This window comes from Psychrobacter urativorans, from assembly GCF_904846695.1.
GTDB lineage: Bacteria > Pseudomonadota > Gammaproteobacteria > Pseudomonadales > Moraxellaceae > Psychrobacter > Psychrobacter urativorans.
The window spans coordinates 40,939-60,485 of record NZ_CAJHBR010000007.1; the positions used below are offsets into that span (position 1 = coordinate 40,939).

16 protein-coding genes are annotated in these 19,547 nt (G+C 40.9%); 5 read left to right on the forward strand and 11 right to left on the reverse strand.

The annotated features are described in order from the left end of the window. Positions 1-76: 76 nt before the first annotated feature. Both JMY09_RS06635 and JMY09_RS06640 read right to left on the reverse strand, forming a co-directional pair. On the reverse strand, positions 77-1,129 hold the full coding sequence (locus tag JMY09_RS06635; protein ID WP_201622813.1) for an NADP-dependent oxidoreductase: 1,053 nt from the start codon (positions 1,127-1,129) through the stop codon (positions 77-79). Positions 1,130-1,328: 199 nt separating this feature from the next. Further along, positions 1,329-2,615 (reverse strand): amidohydrolase, encoded by a 1,287-nt coding sequence (locus tag JMY09_RS06640; protein WP_201622814.1) that lies wholly within the window; start codon positions 2,613-2,615, stop codon positions 1,329-1,331. A gap of 426 nt (positions 2,616-3,041) precedes the next feature. On the opposite strand from JMY09_RS06640, the gene glnE reads away from it, so the two are divergent. Further along, positions 3,042-5,879, forward strand: coding sequence for a bifunctional [glutamate--ammonia ligase]-adenylyl-L-tyrosine phosphorylase/[glutamate--ammonia-ligase] adenylyltransferase (gene glnE / locus JMY09_RS06645; RefSeq protein WP_201622815.1), 2,838 nt, complete (start codon positions 3,042-3,044; stop codon positions 5,877-5,879). 205 nt (positions 5,880-6,084) lie between these two features. Then, a complete protein-coding gene (locus tag JMY09_RS06650; protein WP_201622816.1) occupies positions 6,085-7,014 on the forward strand; it encodes a branched-chain amino acid transaminase in 930 nt (309 codons plus the stop codon). Between the two features lie 137 nt (positions 7,015-7,151). On the opposite strand, the gene JMY09_RS06655 is transcribed toward JMY09_RS06650, so the two are convergent. The 4 genes from JMY09_RS06655 to JMY09_RS06670 all read right to left on the reverse strand — a co-directional run bounded on the left by JMY09_RS06655 (position 7,152) and on the right by JMY09_RS06670 (position 11,482). Beyond that, positions 7,152-8,162, reverse strand: coding sequence for a ChbG/HpnK family deacetylase (locus tag JMY09_RS06655; protein WP_201622817.1), 1,011 nt, complete (start codon positions 8,160-8,162; stop codon positions 7,152-7,154). Then, positions 8,159-8,647, reverse strand: a complete 489-nt coding sequence (locus JMY09_RS06660) for a GtrA family protein (protein ID WP_201622818.1) — start codon at positions 8,645-8,647, stop codon at positions 8,159-8,161. The genes JMY09_RS06655 and JMY09_RS06660 overlap by 4 nt, the downstream gene beginning before the upstream one ends. Beyond that, complete coding sequence (locus tag JMY09_RS06665; RefSeq protein ID WP_201622819.1) at positions 8,640-9,737, reverse strand: glycosyltransferase family 2 protein; 1,098 nt, start codon at positions 9,735-9,737, stop codon at positions 8,640-8,642. The genes JMY09_RS06660 and JMY09_RS06665 overlap by 8 nt, the downstream gene beginning before the upstream one ends. A gap of 125 nt (positions 9,738-9,862) precedes the next feature. Beyond that, a complete protein-coding gene (locus JMY09_RS06670) occupies positions 9,863-11,482 on the reverse strand; it encodes a glycosyltransferase family 39 protein (RefSeq protein WP_201622820.1) in 1,620 nt (539 codons plus the stop codon). Positions 11,483-11,748: 266 nt separating this feature from the next. Between JMY09_RS06670 and JMY09_RS06675 the strand changes: the two genes are divergently transcribed. Beyond that, a complete protein-coding gene (locus tag JMY09_RS06675; protein WP_201622873.1) occupies positions 11,749-12,612 on the forward strand; it encodes a glycosyltransferase in 864 nt (287 codons plus the stop codon). An 86-nt stretch (positions 12,613-12,698) separates the two neighbouring features. Then, a complete protein-coding gene (locus JMY09_RS06680; RefSeq protein ID WP_201622821.1) occupies positions 12,699-13,784 on the forward strand; it encodes a glycosyltransferase in 1,086 nt (361 codons plus the stop codon). A gap of 182 nt (positions 13,785-13,966) precedes the next feature. On the opposite strand, the gene JMY09_RS06685 is transcribed toward JMY09_RS06680, so the two are convergent. Next, complete coding sequence (locus JMY09_RS06685; protein ID WP_201622822.1) at positions 13,967-14,665, reverse strand: putative nucleotide-diphospho-sugar transferase; 699 nt, start codon at positions 14,663-14,665, stop codon at positions 13,967-13,969. Between the two features lie 101 nt (positions 14,666-14,766). After that, complete coding sequence (locus JMY09_RS06690) at positions 14,767-15,423, reverse strand: hypothetical protein (protein WP_227677206.1); 657 nt, start codon at positions 15,421-15,423, stop codon at positions 14,767-14,769. 301 nt (positions 15,424-15,724) lie between these two features. Between JMY09_RS06690 and JMY09_RS06695 the strand changes: the two genes are divergently transcribed. Then, positions 15,725-16,822, forward strand: coding sequence for a glycosyltransferase (locus tag JMY09_RS06695; RefSeq protein WP_201622823.1), 1,098 nt, complete (start codon positions 15,725-15,727; stop codon positions 16,820-16,822). 39 nt (positions 16,823-16,861) lie between these two features. On the opposite strand, the gene JMY09_RS06700 is transcribed toward JMY09_RS06695, so the two are convergent. The 3 genes from JMY09_RS06700 to JMY09_RS06710 are packed head-to-tail and all read right to left on the reverse strand — an operon-like array spanning position 16,862 to position 19,536. Beyond that, entirely contained in the window at positions 16,862-17,710 is an 849-nt protein-coding gene (locus JMY09_RS06700; protein WP_227677207.1) for a hypothetical protein, read from the reverse strand. Positions 17,711-17,749: 39 nt separating this feature from the next. Continuing rightward, positions 17,750-18,550: a glycosyltransferase gene (locus tag JMY09_RS06705; protein ID WP_201622825.1), complete on the reverse strand. Its 801-nt coding sequence runs from the start codon at positions 18,548-18,550 to the stop codon at positions 17,750-17,752. A 35-nt stretch (positions 18,551-18,585) separates the two neighbouring features. Further along, positions 18,586-19,536 (reverse strand): lysophospholipid acyltransferase family protein, encoded by a 951-nt coding sequence (locus JMY09_RS06710; protein WP_201622826.1) that lies wholly within the window; start codon positions 19,534-19,536, stop codon positions 18,586-18,588. Positions 19,537-19,547 lie beyond the last annotated feature (11 nt).

Consider the following 19,547-nt stretch of genomic DNA (forward strand, 5'->3'; position numbering starts at 1 on the left):
CGTTATCGAGTCTATTATGACAAAGATAGATCCCCAAGCAAAGCGCAGTGTCGCCTCATAGAGTGATGTGGTTATTTTATTGGGTATCGACTAGAGCATTAGTATCGACATCAGCAACTTGCACCATTTGCTTGCCGATATTCTCACCTTCGAATAAGCCAATAAAGGCTGAAGGTATATTTTCAAAACCTTCTATTAGGTTTTCTCTGTAGGTCATTTTACCTTCATTATACCATTGACTAAGCTGCTGCTTAGCAGCATCGAATTCATCGGCAAAATCATAAACCACAAAGCCTTCCATACGAGCGCTTTTTTTGATCAAATGATGCATAGGGCGTGGGCCTTGTGGTACTTCACCGTGGTTATAATCAGCGATTTGCCCACAGATAGCGATGCGGGCATGCTCATTAATATTAGCGAATACGGCATCGAATAGCTCACCACCGACATTATCAAAGAACACATCGACCCCATCCGGACAGGCTTGTTTGATAGCCGCTTGCATATCAGTAGTTTGATGATAGTTAATGGCTTTATCTACCCCTAAGTCGTCTTGTAGATAGTCTATCTTTTTAGCAGAGCCAGCAATGCCGATAACTCTACAGCCTTTAATGCGTGCAATCTGTACGGCGATGCTACCTACTGAACCTGCGGCACCGGATACTACTACAGTTTCGCCTTGTTTGATCTGGCCGATTTTTAGCATACCAAAATAAGCCGCTAAGCCTGGTATGCCAAGCATACTTACTGCGGTTGAAATCGGTGCGATATCCGGATCTACTTTTTCAAGAGTATCTACAGCAAAGCTCTGATACTTTTTCCAAGCTAAGCGACCATGAACGATATCGCCTTTTTTAAAATCCTCACTAGCACTATCGATGACTTGCGCTACACTTCTACTAGTAATAGCCTCATCAATCTGAAATTTCTTACCCGCATTATCGCTATCACCTTTATCCATAAAGCCGCGCATACCCGGATCGACGGATACGTAGATACTTTTTAGCAGTACCTCCCCAGCTTGGCAGTCAGGCATAGCGATATTTTCAAGTCTAAAAGTCTGTTGATTCACTTGAGCTTTAGGGTGCTGAGCCAAGACGATCTGTTGATTTTGTTGTGAGTCATTCATTGTAATATCCTTTGTTTTATATTTTATATTTTATATTTTATATTTTTCTAAAGCTTTACTATAATAGGCAATTGTTCAATAATTAATTATTAACTAAACACTATTTATAATCAAAACTATTAGCTTTGATAAGCTTCTAATATTAGCGATAAGCTATTAACAGAGGCTAGCCTATTTAAGGCTTTATTGAAGGACGCATCTAAAGTATGGCTCTACCTTGATAATAAACCGCTTCACGTTTGGGTAGACGGGCGACCGCTTCCGCTGAACAACAGGCTTTGACTAATATAAAATTAGCGTCGGCACCTACATAAGGCCAAACTTGCTGGCCTTGATCGTTTAAGGGTAAAGTTTGCTTATTATTAGTAGCCATCTGTAAGGCACGATTTAGACGATATTCGTCAGTCCAACCATAAAGTTGCGCACATAAATTAGCCTTTTGTAGCATGTCGCCTAAGCCAAAGGGCGAAAAATTATCCATTAAGTTATCGGTACCGGTTAGCACCTGAACTTGATGTTTCAATAGAATAGGAATAGGTAACGCATTTTGTCCTATAGGCACACTAGTGACAATACCGATACCATATTCTGCGAACTCAGCGGCTAGATGCTCAAGCTCTAGTGGTGGTAGCATTGCCAGAGCATAAGCATGCGTGATAAAGGTTTTGCCTTGTAGGGCTTGGTTTTCTTTAACGCGTTTTATCATGTGCTCCATGACCGCTTTACCAGAGGGCAAGTCTTCATGCAGATGTATATCGACGCCTTTGTCATAATCTAAGGCGATATCGAACATGATATCTAAAGACTTTTTCGCATCACCATCTACAATCGTCGGATCAAGACCACCGATAAAGTCGATGTCCATCTGGGCCGCTTCTCGTAATAAGCTCTCAGATTGTGAATAGAGAATACCGTGCTGCGGAAAAGCCGCAATTTCCCAGTTAAAACGGTCTTTATAATTGTCTAAGGCTAATAGCAAGTGCTCTAAGCTTTTAAGACCGCTGACTGGGTCTACATTGCAATGACAGCGTGCAAAAGTAGAGCCGTGACTTTGCATCAGCTCGATAGCGAGTTCAGCTCTGTGTTGCGAGTTAGGTAATAACTTAGGAATTAGTTTTTCTTCTAAGCTAATCATATCTTTGATACTGCCAGTCCACGGCGCTGCTTGCCAAACCCCACCATAATAAGTCTTATCGATGTGGATGTGCATATCTTGAAAAGTAGGTAACATCAACAAACCGTTAGCATCAACGTTGTTTGAGTGCTTCTGTAAATCGTCATTCGAATTATTCGGTAAGCCCGCAGAGCTTATGGCTGCTTTTTTAGTTATCTGTTGAATGATGCCGTTAGTGACTATAATATCGAAAATAGCCGTTTGGGTAGCGATGACTTGTTGCTGCTCATCATAAACAAAGCCGGTTTCTAAGCGAACATTACTTAGCAAAAAATCATTATTAGTTATAGAGTTCAGCCTAGTAGGTGACATAGAGTACTCACTTAGAATCATGGCATGGATTATTTTAAGATAGCGTTGCAAAATATTTAACCAAGTTACTGCTAAGTATTTTTATGAACCCTCAGACAACGGCTAGATCGGTCATGCTCAGGGTATTTATGCTACCATAAAGCAGGTTCAATCCAAGAGTGTCAACGTTGTTAAAAGTAATTTTATGCTAAGCACTGTTGCTATAGATGTCTTTATAATTCTTTGGGAATGATTTTAGCTCAGTATAGGCTTAGACACTTACCACTACGATTAGTAAGTTTTTTTTAATTAATATAACGCTTGCTGTGGTCACTAATGTTTATATAAAAATTAGCGCTGCTACTGCTCAAAGCTTAGTTTTAACAATGGTTTTAATGGTTTTAAATCTCAGTATTCTCAATTATCTCGCCAGGAGTCTGTGCCCCTATGTCCTCTGCTACATCCAATCATAAAGACTACCAGCCAACACCTGAGCAGCTACAAGTTTTGCAAACCGCCAGTGAGTTCGCTTATCAAATATGGGAAAGTCGGACCATATCCTGTCAGACGTTTTTGCGCAGCTACCCATTAGAGCAGACGCTCACTCGCCAGCAGATCGACGATTTGATTCAAGATTATACTTTAGATGAGAATTATCAGCTGGCCGATGAGAGTAAGGTGATGAGTGGCTTACGGCATCTACGTATGCTGATGATGATGCGCTGGATTTGGCAAGATGCTTTGGCTCTGATTAAGCTTGAACAATTAACCGATGAGCTCTCTGACTTTGCTGATGGCTGTCTGTTATTTGCCAAGAGCTATACTTATCAGCAGTTAGTATCTAAGTATGGCCAGCCCACTTTTATCAATGCGCAAGGCAAGCCACAAGTCGATGATATGGCTATTATGGCGATGGGAAAATTGGGCGCGCAAGAGCTTAATTTGTCCAGTGATATTGATCTAGTATTTATCCATCAAGGTCGCGGCGAGACTGATGGAGATAAATCAAAAGGCACACGTAGTATTGATAACAAGCGCTTTATGACTCGTCTAGGTCAAGGGATCATTAGGCTGCTCGATAATAATACTGCTGACGGTTTTGTATTTCGAGTAGACATGCGTTTGCGTCCTTGGGGTGACGGTACTGACTTGGCGATTCATCTGTCAGCATTACAGAAGTATTTTAGCAATCATGGTCGTGCATGGGAGCGTTTTGCTTGGTTGAAGGCGCGAGTAGTGGGTCAAATTGAATCACCGTTTTATGATGAAATACAGGCAATGATAAAGCCTTTTGTTTTTCGTTATTATGTGGATTACAGTGCCTTTTCAGCACTGCGTGAAATGAAATCCTTGATTCAAAATCAAGTGGCGCAGCGTGAGGATTTGGATAATATTAAACTGGGTGCTGGTGGTATTCGTGATATTGAATTTATTGTGCAAGCCTTTCAGCTTATTTACGGTGGACGTCAGCCGCAGTTACAGGTCAAGTCTTGTCTAAAAGCGATGCAAGCTTTGTATGAGCTTGAATACTTCGAGCCGCCCACTTATCAGAAACTGCAAGCCGCTTATCGATTTTTGCGTCGTCTTGAGCATGCTATTCAGGCTATCAATGATCAGCAGACCCAGCGCCTGCCTCATGATGAGTTTTGGCAGCATAACTTGGCATTAACTTTAGGCTTTGCCGACTGGTCGGCCTTGTTAGTAACCTTAAATGATCATCGAGAGGACGTTAATGCGCCATTTGAGCGTATGGTGACAGAACGGCAAATGCCAGCGCAAGAAGACAGTACCCTTGAGCTTGCTAACATTGCTCAGCAAATCGCCCAACTTGACACTGTGCTGACGCAACAGAGCCGAGCGCAGTTAGATGCTTTTTGGCAGTCAAAAATGGTAGCAAACCTCAGTGATGAGGCCAGATCTCGCTTGGATGCAGCTTATCCTGTAGTGTTGCATGCTTTGCTTGCCCATCAACAACAGCAACAGCTAGCCAATACCGCTTTGCCCCGATTGATCACTTTGTTAGAAGCTATTTGTCGGCGTTCTATCTACTTAGTCATGCTGGCTGAAAATCCCAATGCGACCGTTGAGCTAATTCCTATGCTATCGGCAAGCCCGTGGATTGCTAATGAGCTGGCGCTATATCCGGTATTGCTTGACACCTTTTTACAGCAGCGCTATCGCCACTTACCAGATAAGCCTGAGCTGCGTGATATATTGCGTCAACGCCTGCTGCGTGTAGAGCGTGAGGACGAAGAGGAGCTGCTAAGCGTACTACGACTGTTTAAAAAGAATCAGGTGTTAGCAGTAGCGGCCAGCGATGTACTAGCAGAAAGACCGATCATGAAAGTATCTGACTCGCTGACTTTTATTGCCGCTGTAGTATTAGAAGCGGCGCTTGAGCGTGGCTTCTCTGAGCTCGTTAGACGTTATGGTTATCCTATTGGCCAAGATGGAGATCCAGTAACAGAGGCTGATTGCGGCTTTGCTATTATCGGCTATGGCAAACTTGGCGGGCTTGAGCTGTCTTATTCTTCTGATTTAGACTTAGTGTTCTTGCACAAGATAAAAGAGGAGGGCATGACGACTGGTGAAACCTCCGTCAGTGGTATGAAGTTTGCCGCTCGTCTGGCACAAAAGCTAATGACTTATCTAAATACTCAGACTCGAGACGGTCGTGCTTATGAGATAGATATGCGCCTACGACCATCTGGCAATGCGGGCATGATGGTGGTCTCCTGTCATGCGTTTGAGACTTATCAGCTCAGTAAAGCTTGGTCTTGGGAGCATCAAGCGCTAGTTCGTGCGCGGGCAATATGTGGTGATAAAAGGGTGATGGCACGCTTTTGTGATATTCGCCGTGAAGTACTAGCGCTGCCACGCACCTTAGATGAAGTGCGCATAGAGGTGACTAGTATGCGTATAAAAATGCAAAAGCATTTAGGCACTAGCCAGTGGGAACAACAAGAAGGTAAGTTTCATTTAAAACAAGACGCAGGCGGTATCGTTGATATCGAGTTCTTAGCGCAGTTTGCAGTATTGGCTTATTCTCATGACTATCCTAGCTTGACCAAATGGAGTGATAACGTACGTATCTTTGAGGAAATGGCCTTACTGGGTATTTGGAGCACTGAGATCTGTCAAGACTTGACTGAAGCCTACCTGCGTATTCGTGCCGCCAGTCATCAATTAGCGCTATCCGAGCAATCACTGCTAGTAGATGAAGGATTATGGGTGGAAACGCGCACTTTAGTACAAGGTCAGTGGCAGCGTTTGATGGGTGTTTAGCATAAATAAAAGCCCTATAAGGGTAAACTAAAAGATTTCATTTGCGATAGCTGCTGGTGATATAATCTCTCGCAGCTTGCAACAATAACTCGCTTAACTGTTATAGCACTCAAGCAATCGAGCAGTAAACTAGATAATAAAATCACGATAAAAATTAAAACTCAACATACAAGTTAGACGTTAGCGCTAGCATAAGGAATATCAAATGAACATGGCAACACAAGACGGCAAGCTTTGGATGAATGGCACGATGATCGATCAGCCTGATGCCAAAATTCATGTACTTACTCATAGTTTGCATTATGGTATCGCCGTATTTGAAGGGGTTCGTGCTTATCAAACTGCTGACAAGCGTACGGCCGTATTTCGTCTAAAAGATCATGTAGATCGTCTATTAGGCTCAGCAAAAATCTTCCAAATGCAAGTGCCTTTTGATGCAGCGACTCTAGAGCAAGCGCACAAAGATGTAGTCAAACAGAATAACTTAGCAGAAGCTTATATCCGTCCATTAATATGGATTGGCGCTGAAAAATTGGGCTTAGCGGCTCATGATAATAGTATCAATGCTATGGTTGCTGCTTGGCATTGGGGCGCTTATCTTGGTGAAGAGGGCATCCAAAATGGTATCCGAGTCAAGACTTCCTCTTATACTCATCATCTGCCAAATGTCACCATGTGTAAGGCCAAAGCCTCAAGTAACTATCCGGTGTCTATTATGGCTAACCGTGAAGTGACTCGTAACGGCTATGATGAAGCGATCATGATGGATTCACAAGGCTATGTTTGCCAAGGATCAGGTGAGAACTTATTCTTAGTCAAAGACGGTGAGCTACATACACCAGATCTAGCAGGCGGAGCTTTAGATGGCATTACTCGTCGTAGTATCATTCAATTCGCTAACGATTTAGGCATTAAAGTCACTGAGCGTCGTATCACTCGTGACGAGTTTTACTTAGCCGATGAAATCTTTATGACAGGTACTGCTGCTGAAGTCACTCCTATTCGTGAATACGATGACCGCACTATTGGTAACGGTGGTCGTGGCCCATTGACTGAAAAACTGCAAACCTTGTACTTCGATGTGGTTCATGGCCGTAATGAGCAGTATATGCATTGGTTAAGCTTTATTGACTAAGCTTTATTAACTAGGTTTGTTAAGCTAGAGTCTTTTAATTAAAGCTTTTTAGCTAAGAATAGTGCCAATAAAAAGCCAAGACTTGTTACGAGTCTTGGCTTTTTATTGGGCTAAAGTAAAAATAATTATCGTCTACTCTACATAGCTACGATATCAGACCAACGCACTAACCTAACTTGCTGCTGCTGCAATAAGTCTTCAAATTGATTACTCATCAACCAGGCAAACTCGCGCTCACGTGCCGCCTTAATCTCATCTTGCCAGCTATTATCAGGCACAGCAGGATGGCACATTAGTAAAGTAGTCGTTACATCACGTGGTAAAGACAACGGTACAGAATGAATAGGCGGGGTGGTTGACCCATACTGAGCATAAGTCCCCGAAGACTCAAAAGTAAAAGACTCAATATATAAACCTGGCTGCAGATATCTAGTCCGTGGAGCTGCACTCAGCCATTTGTCCCATAGGGCTGCTAGCTGCTGGCTAGTAACATCAAAACCATAAACCCCACCGAATTTATCATTAGTAGCGATATTATGCTGCCGACATAGTTTATTCCATACTCGACCGCCAAGAGAATAGATAACCCAAGACTTAAAGTCGTTAACAAGAGGGGTGGTCACGCGCGCGCTAATAGTATGATGCGAGCTTTTATTTGCTTTATCATTGCTACTACCATAACGGCTAGTTAACTCTTGGATCAAACGCTCACGTATGATCGGGAACTGATGAATGTGCTGATGACCATCAATAAATGCTGGCGCACGATTGAATTTATCTTCAAAACTATCTAACTGATGCTGGATAACCTCAGTCACTTGCATGGGTTTTAATCGACGTAGATAGCTAGCTATAATCAAAGACTTAAGCGTAGCACTTAGCGTTGATGGGTAGACACCAGTCAAATCTAAATGGAGACCAATATCGACATTCATTTCAGCCAGCTTAGTGATATCGCTATCACTGATATTGCCGCCGACCATATAGCTACTAGCACCAATAATTCCACGCTCAGCCAAACGTATTACCGCCTTATTGACAGCGTCTGATAGTCCTAAGTCATCAACGTTAATGATGACCGCGCGGGCGTTATTAGGAGGAGAGCTCACGTTATTTTGCGCCTTATTATTTTGAGAGGTGTTATTCATGATTTAAATGCCCAAAGTTTACCTAATGCAAAAGTCATCACGGTGATAACACCAGTGACTACCAACCATATTATTATGTAATAAAGCTCACCGAACCAGCTTAGTCCTAAGACGAATAAACTCTGATTGGCTATAAAACCAAGTAACGAACTGGCGAACCATTTAAGTAATATTGGTAATGAATGGCGCCAAGATGAAGGTGTTTTGTTAACGCTGGTACGACGATTTTTTATATAGTCATCGTTATTAGAACTATGTTTATCAGTACTACTATTAGACTGACTAAAAGTAAGATAAAAATGGCCAAAAAAACTAACAATAAAGGCTATTAAAAAGGCGACAACATTAGCCCATGCCGGACTAACAGTAGTAAAGTTTACAACGCTTATAAGTATCAAAAAATGCACTAAAGCTGCACTAGCACCAACAGCTAAAAACCATAGTGCTTGCTGCGATGCTGACTGAGTTATAGCTATTTTATTCATTATTGTTCGTTGTTTGTTTAGTTAAGGAGTTGGATCTCTCATAGCTATTGATGCTGATGTCACGAGTTGCGCCATTATTGTTATCAGTGCTACTAATAGCTTCATCAATTAAATATAAAGGGCGCTGTTTTACTTCTTCGTAGAGACGACCGACATATTCGCCAATGACTCCAATGCAGACTAGCTGGATACCAGTGGAGAACATAATGCCAGCGGCAACAGTGGCCCAGCCAGCAACGTCACTGCCAAACAATAAGGTTTCGATAACGATATAAAGACCATATAAAAAAGCTAGTGCTGACACTATAAAGCCCATACGTGATATCAGGCGTAAAGGTTTTTGTGAAAAAGAAGTAATACCTACTAAGGCCAACTCAAACAGACTACCGAAGTTAAACTTACTCTCGCCGGTATCGCGATTATCGGCAGTAAAAGGCAAATAAACCGTATTGAAACCTACCCAAGCATATAAGCCTTTCATAAAACGTTGACGCTCAGGCAATGAGCGCAGTGCCATTACGACCTTACGATTCATCACTCGAAAGTCGCCAGCATTGGGGCGAATCTCATAACGCTGACGATCTTGGATAAACAAGTAAAAACTACGCTTTAAAGTTTTAGCCAGTTTGCTTTCATGAGGACGGTTAGCCTGAATACCGGCAACCATGTCAATATTAGACTGCTCAATCATGCTAAGCATTTGGGCTAATACTGGCAAAGGATGTTGGCCATCGGCATCTATCATTGCCACTAACTCACCATCTGCTTGAGCAAGCCCAGCACTCAGCGCTGGCTCCTTACCAAAATTACGCGATAAACGTAATAAAATCAGCTCAGTGTTATTAGGGCGACTCGGCATCAAAGTTGTCACTACTTCTAATAGATGATCACTACTACCATCGTCAACGATGATGATCTCACAGCTTAGGCGCTTATGGTTATTGTTATCGGTAATATCGTCGGCTTTAGGTGTAGCTAATGCTGCGGCAAACTCAAATACTTGTGGTAAGAACGCCTGTAACGCTTCAGCATCATTGTAGGCTGGCATAATGATAGACAAGTACGGTGAGTAACTATAATCCTGCGACATGAAAAACTCGTTAAGGTTACAAAGAGGATTGAGGGCTTATTATTAGGGTTTGATGGTTCTAATTAGTAACTACTTAATATAATAGATAGATAGCCTTTGATTACAGACTATCTAGGACATATAGGCTACTTAGCACAGTTGCTAGGAATATAAGCAACCCAGTTTATGACTAACGGCTCAGTGATATTTGTATCTCGCCAAGCCATTCTCCATTGACCTTGTTGCTTAGTCAATAAATTAGAGTTAGTTGCACTTTCTTGCTGATTAGCCGTACTTACAGCCACTTCCTCTAGCAAAGGCAAAACGATATCGTCTTGTTTATAACTATTGGCATTAGCACCCGTGTTTTGCCAGACTACTAAAGTACCATTTTGTTGTAAGCGCTCAGTATTCATCCATGGTGAATGGCTAGCAGGTCCTGATATCATCTGTGAGGGAAAACCGTTATTCATAGCCACTAAAGCACCAAGCCAGCGATCACCTGATACACTGTCAAGTGGACAACTACTTAAAGACTGCCAAGTAGCTTGTGCTTGTGCCGCAAGTGCCTGTTCTGGCCATTGCATCCTTGATGGCTTATCGCGTATCTTATCACCAAACCCTACGTATATCACTGTCAATACCGTAGCGAGTGTCAACCAAATAATAAGCGCCTTAGTTATCTTGCTCGTAGTTAGCTTTTGGCTGGCAGGGGAGATAAAGGAGGCCGCAAGAAGTCCTGATAGCGCCCACATCGGCATACCCCACATATCACGCAAACCTATACCAAATAATAAGCTCAATATGATTAGTACCCCTATAGGAGCCAGCCAAAGATACCAAAGTAAAGAAGCACCCTTTGGCAAGCTATGCTTATAGTCGCTAATAGCCAATAAGCGTTTACGATTAAATAATAGTATCAGCAGTAACGGAATATGAGCCACTAGTTGGGCGATGATAAAACTTAGCCAACTAAAATGACGCTTAATGTTATCGGCACCTTCACCCACATCATGGGCGCGGCCACTGGCATAACCAAAGGGCAGCCAGTCATGGCTTACTAGCCAATATAAGTGCGGTGCAAATATAGCCAGCATAATAAAAGCTGCAAACCAAGGCTGTGGCTGTTTTAATAGCGGCCATTGTCTTGGCAGAATCAAGTATAGCGCCATCGGTAGCAGCAAAAATACTACGCTGTACTTAGTGAGCATACCAAGACCACCCAACACCCCTAGTAATAGCCAGTCGGTTAGACGGTTGCGAGTTAAGGCTTGATAAAAAGCTAAATACAATCCGGCCCAAATAGGAAATTGAGCTACATTATGATTAAACTCAAGGCTAGGGTAAGTATAATAGACTATTGCCAAAGTCAGCACGCTGCCCAACAGTGCAATAGCTTGTGACCAAATTTGCTTGCCTAGCTGATAAACTAAAAACAGCGTTAGTATTACATAGAGCTGGCTGAGTAAGTAGGGGCCAACATGACCAAAAATTTTATAGAAGCTGTATAATACCCAAGATGAAAATGGGGGATGCTTGTAATAACCCCATTGCCATTCGCTGCCCCAGTTGATACCTTCACTGACATCGAATGGTACGCTACTAGCGAGAAAGACTGGGGCTATTGACCAAATCAGGAAGTAAACCAATAACAATAGACCAAATCTTTGCCATTGCTGTAAGTTACTTTTGCCAGTATTGCTACTATCTTTAAAATTACCATCTTTAGAAGTAGAACTGGAGAGAAGTTCATTATTAGGGGTCATGTTTGAACTCTTCTTATCATGCAAAGGTTTGGAGTCATTTTGAGATCGCTGTTGCTCGATATAACACTGTGTTATGAGCGACTCTAAATAGTTTGGATGATAGTATAAAGTCTATTGCTAGTAAGTCATAGTCAGAGTTATCATTCTATCTGAATTTGTAGATATAGCTAAATTCAATTATTGACTAAATAATTGCGCCATCTGTAAAAGCATGACGTGATAATTTTTTGTTTTCTAATATCGTTATAAAATTATGAGAACGTCTTATTAACAATGACACTATCCGAGTATTTGTTGGTTGCGATCCTAATAACTGTGATTTAGAACAAATGATGGTATTGGACTACAGTATTCATAAACATACTAGCATGCCTGTTGAAATCGTATGGATGCAGCTATCACGTGATCCTCAGAGCTACTGGTACTCTAACCCTGAAACGGGTGAGGGCTGGAATACTACTAAATGGGCCACCCCTTTTTCAGGATTTCGTTGGGCAGTTCCGGAGTATTGTAACTACTCTGGAAGAGCAATATATATGGATGCTGATGTTATTGTTTTAAGCGATCTAGCCAAGCTATGGCAGCATCCTATTGCTGGGCAAGCTATCGTTGCAGCCAAAACAAAAGCGGATATGACACGCCTATGTACTTGTATCTGGGATTGTAGTAAAGCACAAAATGTTATCCTGCCTATGGAACAGCTTAAGATGGATGCTGACGGTCATCAAAAAATGATGGACTTACTAAAAGAAAAAGCGCAATTGGTGCAACCGTATCAAGACAGCTATAACTGTGTCGATGGAGAAGATCTGGCAATCGAAGATATCAAAATACTGCATTACTCAGATATGGGCACTCAGTTTAGCCATAAATATGCGTTAGCAAGAGTTGAGAAGGAAGGCTTTGAGCATTGGTTTGATGGCAAAATAATACCGCACCCTAGATCAGAGCTTATTGAATTGTTCGATAGCTACTATAACGATGCCCTTGCTGATGGTTACCAGTTAGATAACTATAGAGTGCAACCTTTTGGCAGCTTTCCAAAAAAGACTCATAAGCGCTATAAAGGTAATAAAGTAACTCGGGCAAATGAGTCTAAGTCGTTTCTATCACGTTTATTTAATCGTTAAACTACCAATGAAGCTACTAATAATGGTTAAAAGAAGGTAGCATGCGAAATTAGTAATCTAATATAACTTAATTTAATGAGTGCCAGATGTCTGCTATCTTATCAAAAAAAGATAAAATCGTTTTGTCTATCAACTCTTTACAAGGCGCAGGTGCCGAGCGTTTTGTATTAACTATAGGGGCAGCTTTTCATCAATTAGGATTTGATGTCCACGTATTAACCTTTAATTCTAAAGTTGAGTTTACCTTAAATGAAAACTTAACTTACCATTTAATTGACTATGAGCGCTATAGGTGGCTACCTAAAGGTAAGATTCGCAATTCGGTCATTGCTCGAACCGTTGATCAATACATAGGCAAAAAAATTGGTCATCCTATCCTAGTTTTATCGAATCTTGAACGCTCGGATGGTATTTTTTCTTATAGTAAATTGCCCAATATTGTTTACGTCATTCATAATACTTTGTCATTATATTATAGGTTTTCTCAAGCGGATAATCTTCAGCAATTGAAGTCAAAATTGATAGCTACTTATTCTAAGCATCCTTGTGTCTGTGTCAGTGCTGGGGTTAAGGAAGATTTTATAACCCAGTTTGCGGATATTACTCCAATAGCAGCTATCCATAATCCGATAGATAGATACGAGATTCAAAAGTTAGCCGATGCCTTTGTCCCAGAGTATCAAAACTATATCATTCATGTGGGTAGCTTTAAAGAAGCCAAACGCCACGATATACTGCTGAAAGCTTATGCACAAACTGATCAGTCTTTACCGTTACTGCTACTAGGCCAAGGAAAGCTACAAAAAGATATAGAGCAATTAGTTACCCAGTTGGGACTGACGGATAAGGTAGTATTCTTAGGTTTCTGCGAAAACCCTTATCCTTATATCAAACACGCAAAGTTTAAGGTGCTAGCCTCAGATTGGGAAGGATTTGCTCTAGTAATAGCAGAAGCTCTAGCGCTTGGCGTACCTGTTATTAGCACCGACTGTCCATCTGGCCCAAGAGAGCTTTTACCGGAGAACAATTTGATGCCAAAAGCTGATATCAGCGCCATCTCTAAAAAGCTAAGTCAGGCAATGCAAGATCCACAGCAGTTTTATGCTGACTTTGATGAAGCACTGTTACCTACTACTATAGCTGAGAAGTACTTGGCATTTATACAAAGCTAACTGATGCTGAATGTGCACAGGGCTAATTTTAGAACCATTGGAAATAAAAACACGCAAGCACAAGTGGGGAGGTTTTTAGCCGTTCTGCAAAGTAGTATAGCTGAATATTGAGCTACAATTCTTATCAGCTATACCCATTGAGACGGGTATTATTTTATCTATTACCGATTATAAAAGTTACTTCACTTCATTATTAAATAGCTAGCAATCGCTATTATAACTAACAGTGCGACGCCACCAATAATCCGATTACGGGTTCTAATGTTTTGACGTTTGAGCTTAGTTTGACCACGGCTAGCTTGAAACTGCTCAATGTATATCTCTCCGTCATAGTCTTTATCAAAAATCTTTATGTAGCCCGGATTGAGAGGCTCGACGGATAGGGTATCAGCAAGCTTTTCCATAGCAGTATCTAGGCTGTCTTGATCAACTTGCGTGCGCTTGCCATCTACTTGTTCCTCTATCCACTGCTCAACTAGCCTTATAGTATTAGGGGTGTTGCTAAAGTACATAGTGCTGGCTAAGTAATCATGAGACATGCCTGGCATACCTTTAGTCTTGTAAAAGGCAACGTCAGTAGTGATATGATTAAAGTAATCTAAAGGCTTTTTGACTAAAGCATCGGCATCCAAATACAGAATGTTTTTATTTGGAAACTGTTGTAAGCATTGCAAAATAAAATGCGGCTTGATGCGAGTGTTGGCTTCCCAATAACCAGCGTCATCAACTTGCTTAAAGTAATAATTTAAGCCAAAGTCGTCCAAAGATTGTTTTAAGGATAGAGCATGGTTGAGATAGCTATCAGTATAAAAACAACAAACAACAAAGCTATCTGTAGCTTCCATATTGGTGAAAGACAAAGGTTGAGATGTTGTAGACATTTGATACTCTATAAATTTAGATGAGGATAAAGTGCATTAGTATAGGTTTGAGATAGGTTTTTAAAGCTATAAGCTAATTCAAACCTATTTAACTGATAAACTCAATCTAGCCACCATTGAGACTTTTCGTCTGTGTGTAGAGCTCTTAGAGTAGCAAACGCACTGTTATTGCTTTGAAGTTTATCAAAAATGAATAGTAGCATAATTGTCGCCATTTTATCGATTGCATAAAACTTTTCATAACGACTGCGCATATTTTTTAAACTATCATCAGTACCGATACGGAAATAAGTAAGTCCGTCATATAAAGGTAGATGGCTGTGGTAAAGCGCATTGACTTTATCTGTTAGTAGTGGGGTTTGCTCGATAGTATCGTTTAGTTGCAAAAACTGCTTAGTTTCATAAACTTTTAAAGTATTTACCAAAGTAACGACATTCAATAAAATAGTAGCTCTGTTATTATTGTCTGAATAATCAATAAAAGTATCACAAGCAGAGACAATCCAGCGCAGCGACAAATGCTTTAATAGGTAATCAAACTCACTTTCCCACAAGGCTTGAAATTCAGCAAAGATATCTGTTGTTTTATAATTGCGACGTAGCAGTACCACCAGTGTTGCATGGTAAAAACACAGTTCTGATTGTCCAATAAACTGATGTTTTAAATTATCTAAATGAGCGGTTAAGTCTTTAGTTCGTGGCTTATCAGACAGTGCATCAGTGTTACATACGGCTTCTGTAATAATAGTTTCTTTCATCTCGGCAATCGTTTTTTTTAGTGAATTCACTAACGATTGCCTGAGCATTGAAAGTTCTTTCACTCTTGAATAGTAAAATAAGTTTACTTTGCCATTTTGAAAGTGCTGTCATTTCATTTAAGCCTTACTCAGAAATACAATGTTAAATTATCGAACAGGTACATTTTGACAAATAGTACCTCATTAAGCTATATCCAAGCCGCGATTTTATGGCTACTTATGCCATAGTTGAATAATAATCAACTCAAACTGGCAAGCCTTGTATCTTATCATTTTAAAACCTCCATATATAAAGGCCTCTATGACCAAACCTATTATTTTACTTATCTTAAAAGCATTAGAAGGTCGTGGTGCTGAGCGCATGGTGACCACATTAGCGCGTGCTTATGCAGATATGAACTACTGTGTTCATGTGCTTTGTCTAGAAGATACGCAAAAGATGCCACTAGATCAGCGGGTTAATTATCATGTTGTGCCATATAATGAACCGCTTTTGCCGCAACACTCAGAACAAGCCACTGCTTATAAATCAGTTGCCAAGCGTATCGATGATTATGTGCTTGGTAATATAGGTAAGCCTAATCTAATACTAGTCAATATCTATAAGCTCAACTGGATAATGGCCTATAGTCAATTGCCCAACATTATTAATGTATTACACACGGCGCTCTCCAAACAGTTCGCTGACAAGCTGATAGCCGAACCTGTGCCAACGCTTACTCATTTAAAAATGGTATATGGGGCGTATCCGTGTAGCTGTGTTAGTGAAGGGGCCCGTCAAGATTTGTTAGCGTTAATAGGTAATATTAATAGAACTAAGACAATTTATAATCCCTGTGACGTTAAGACGATTAAACAAGCAGTAGCACAACCGCCAAACATCAATCAGTTTGGTCTGAGCGCTAATGGATATATTATTCATGTGGCATCATTCGATATTATGAAAGGTCATCAAGATTTACTACAAGCTTATGCTAAAACAGATCGCAAACTTCCTTTGGTATTAGTAGGCAGTGGCAAACTTGAAGAACAAATAAAGCAGCTAGCTAAGCAGCTAGGTATTGATGATTGCGTCAAGTTTTTGGGATTTCAAGCAAATCCTTACCCGTTAATAGTAGCGGCAGCACTGCTAGTTCTCACCTCTAAATTTGAAGGGTTTGGCTATGTCATCGTCGAGGCGCAAGCACTAAATGTACCAGTGATTAGTACCGACTGTCCGTTTGGTCCAAGAGAGTTATTGCCTAAGCAAAGCCTAGTAGCGGTAGGAGATATCGAGGGGTTAGCCAAGCTAATCAGTGCTGCCCTGATTAGTCCTGAACGTTATAAAGCACCGTTTGATAAGCAGCTACTGCCTGATAATATTGCTGATCAGTATCTAAAATTTTCTGAGAAGTTATAGCAGTGATTTGGGTATATGAGGAATAGTCAATCAAAGCTATTAGTCAAAACTATTAAATAAATCTTTAGAAATAGCAGAGTGATTGACAATAGGGACGCCGTGCTCTTTATAAACTTTCCCTAGTAGATTGAATGATGGCACGATACGGTCTGTAATAGCTTTATCAAGCTTGCTTGGCGCACTATTATCTTTATTTTCATAAAATCTAGGCTCAGCACTGTTTAGTAAATCGATACCATATAAATTGATGATAGACACAGATCTAGAAAAGGCCAATTGCGCTGCAACATAAGCTACCGTACCGGCTTCTACAAATCCATAAGTCACATCTAATGAAACGCCGATAGGAGCAGGTTTATGGCTACTATCAATAACAAAGTTAGGATCATTAACAAAGTAGGATAAGGGCTTCTTTTTATTTAGTAGCTTTTTCTTAAAGGTTAGTTTGCTGAACCAAAGCCTATTTGATTTAACGCCCCAAGGCCTATCTACTGGGTATAAGATACGCATCGAACTATGATAACTGTGCATAATATCAGGATGAGCTGCTGCTAAAGCCTCAAACACGGCTAAGGTTGCATATAAAGGCTGGCCTCTGTAATGGTTTTTAAGAATTTCTGGCTGATGATTAATAAAGCGGGCATCGCTTATTACCCAGCCGACGACTTGAGTAAAATCGTGCTGAGCAAGTAAACTAATACTACCATTAACAAAAATAGTCGCTATCTCTATCAGTTCTGAGAATGCCAAGTTTGCAGCAGAGGGACCTGAAGCAATAATGTTGACTGCTTGGTTATTCAGACTTTGTTTCGCTTCACTACTATTAAAAGCGTGAATAGTGATAGGTTGATCATCAATATTAAATACAACAGTAGGCGGTAGTTCCAAATTAAGCTCCATTTTATCTTTAAATAATTACCCTAGGTTTTATAGCCAATGGTCTTGTAACCAAGGACTAGGCTTAACGTGTCGATACCATTTTCCACCACCACCATTGATAGCTTCTGGCGGGTTTATCTCGCCATGAAAGATAACAATTTTTGCGTCTTTTGGCAGCTTTGGTGGGCGTAAAAAGTTAAAAGGCACAGGAGCCATGCATTGGTATTTAAAGCTGACACACCAAGTTTTGTCCCAATACTCTAAATGATGATGCTCACGCAAATAATTCGATAAATAAGCCTGTTCATGGCGTACTTGTTGGCGGATAGTGTCAAAATTACGCTCAAAATTGCTTAGTAAGTCAGGATACGTATTCATGCCAACGTTAAAACGATAGACTGAGCTATTGCCAATCATTCGCCAAGGCTTTTTCCAATCACGGATGATGACTACGCTATCTTCATGCTGTGCTTGGTAAGTAAAGAAGCCATCGATATTATTAACGATAACAATATCAATATCTAAAAAAAGCGCTACACCTTTTAAGTCATATAAGTCAGTTTTAAAAGTGGTGAGTTTTTTCCAGCCTCGTTCAGGTCCTGCGGGTAAGTTAAGCTCAGGAATAGGATAGCTGCGAATAGCAGGATCGATACCGCTACTATCATCAGTGAGACAAATCATCTGAAAGTCTAAAGTTAAATGACGGCTGACCATGTTATAGAGGCGATTGACATATTCAGCACCATACTTATCCCCCCATTTCATACAGATAACGTAACGCTGATCAGCTGAGCTGGTGTCAGTAGCGGTTTCGATGATTGAAGAGATTTTGGGGCTGTTGGTAGTCATAGAGGACTCGTCAGTGAAACACATAGAACGGGTAACTAGTTGTTTAAATCCATAGGGGGATCTAGCTCAACAGTACTGTTGCGCTTATTAAGTACATAAGCAGCGATTGTTTTTTCATCACTATTATAGGGATTACCTAAATTAGGTAAATGCTTAAAACGTCGATAGCCCCACATGTAATGGCTACAATGAGGTCGGATCATTCGCTCCATAGCCTGATTAAGCGCATAAGTAGAGACCGCAGAATCGCGGCTATATAATGCTTGATCATCGAATTTATAACAATGAATGTCAAAGCCCTGACCATCGCTACGACGAATACAAGACACGCCTACTAAAGCACAGTTGGTTTTGCTGGCCAGTTTGGAAGCTAAAGTGCTAGTTAAAGTTTCCACCCCAAAAAAAGGAACAATTACACCACCTGAAGGTTCAGGCACATGATCAGGCAGCACCATACTAAAGCCACCCTGTTTTAGCGTTTTAAAAATCGCCTTAACCCCACTACCGTCAGTAGGGACTAAAGTGGCATTAAGCCGCTGCCGACCTTGCAGTACAAACTCATTAATGAGCTTGCCCTTAACCGGCTTGTACATGATAGTGGGGGAACCGAACTGATTGAGCCAAGCGTTCATCATCTCCCAAGTACCTAAATGCGGTATAATTGCGAGCATCCCATTAGGGTCAGCCAGTCCTTGCAACAAGATATCTTTATTATAGATATCTCGAATCTGTTCCATACTCCACTTAGGAGGCATTGCCCAGCTTTTTATAGACTCAACGCTACTAAGACATTGATTGACAACGATAGCTTTAGTCAACTTTTGCTTTTGTAATTCAGATAAGTTTAGATCTGTCAAAGTTATATTAATGCCAATAGTGCGTACTAAACTTGCGTCTGACATACGCATGACAATCCAAGCGACAATATGTGCTAGCCCCTGTAGCAGGGACAATGGCACATATTTGAACAGGTGATAAGGGTTCATGACCGATCACA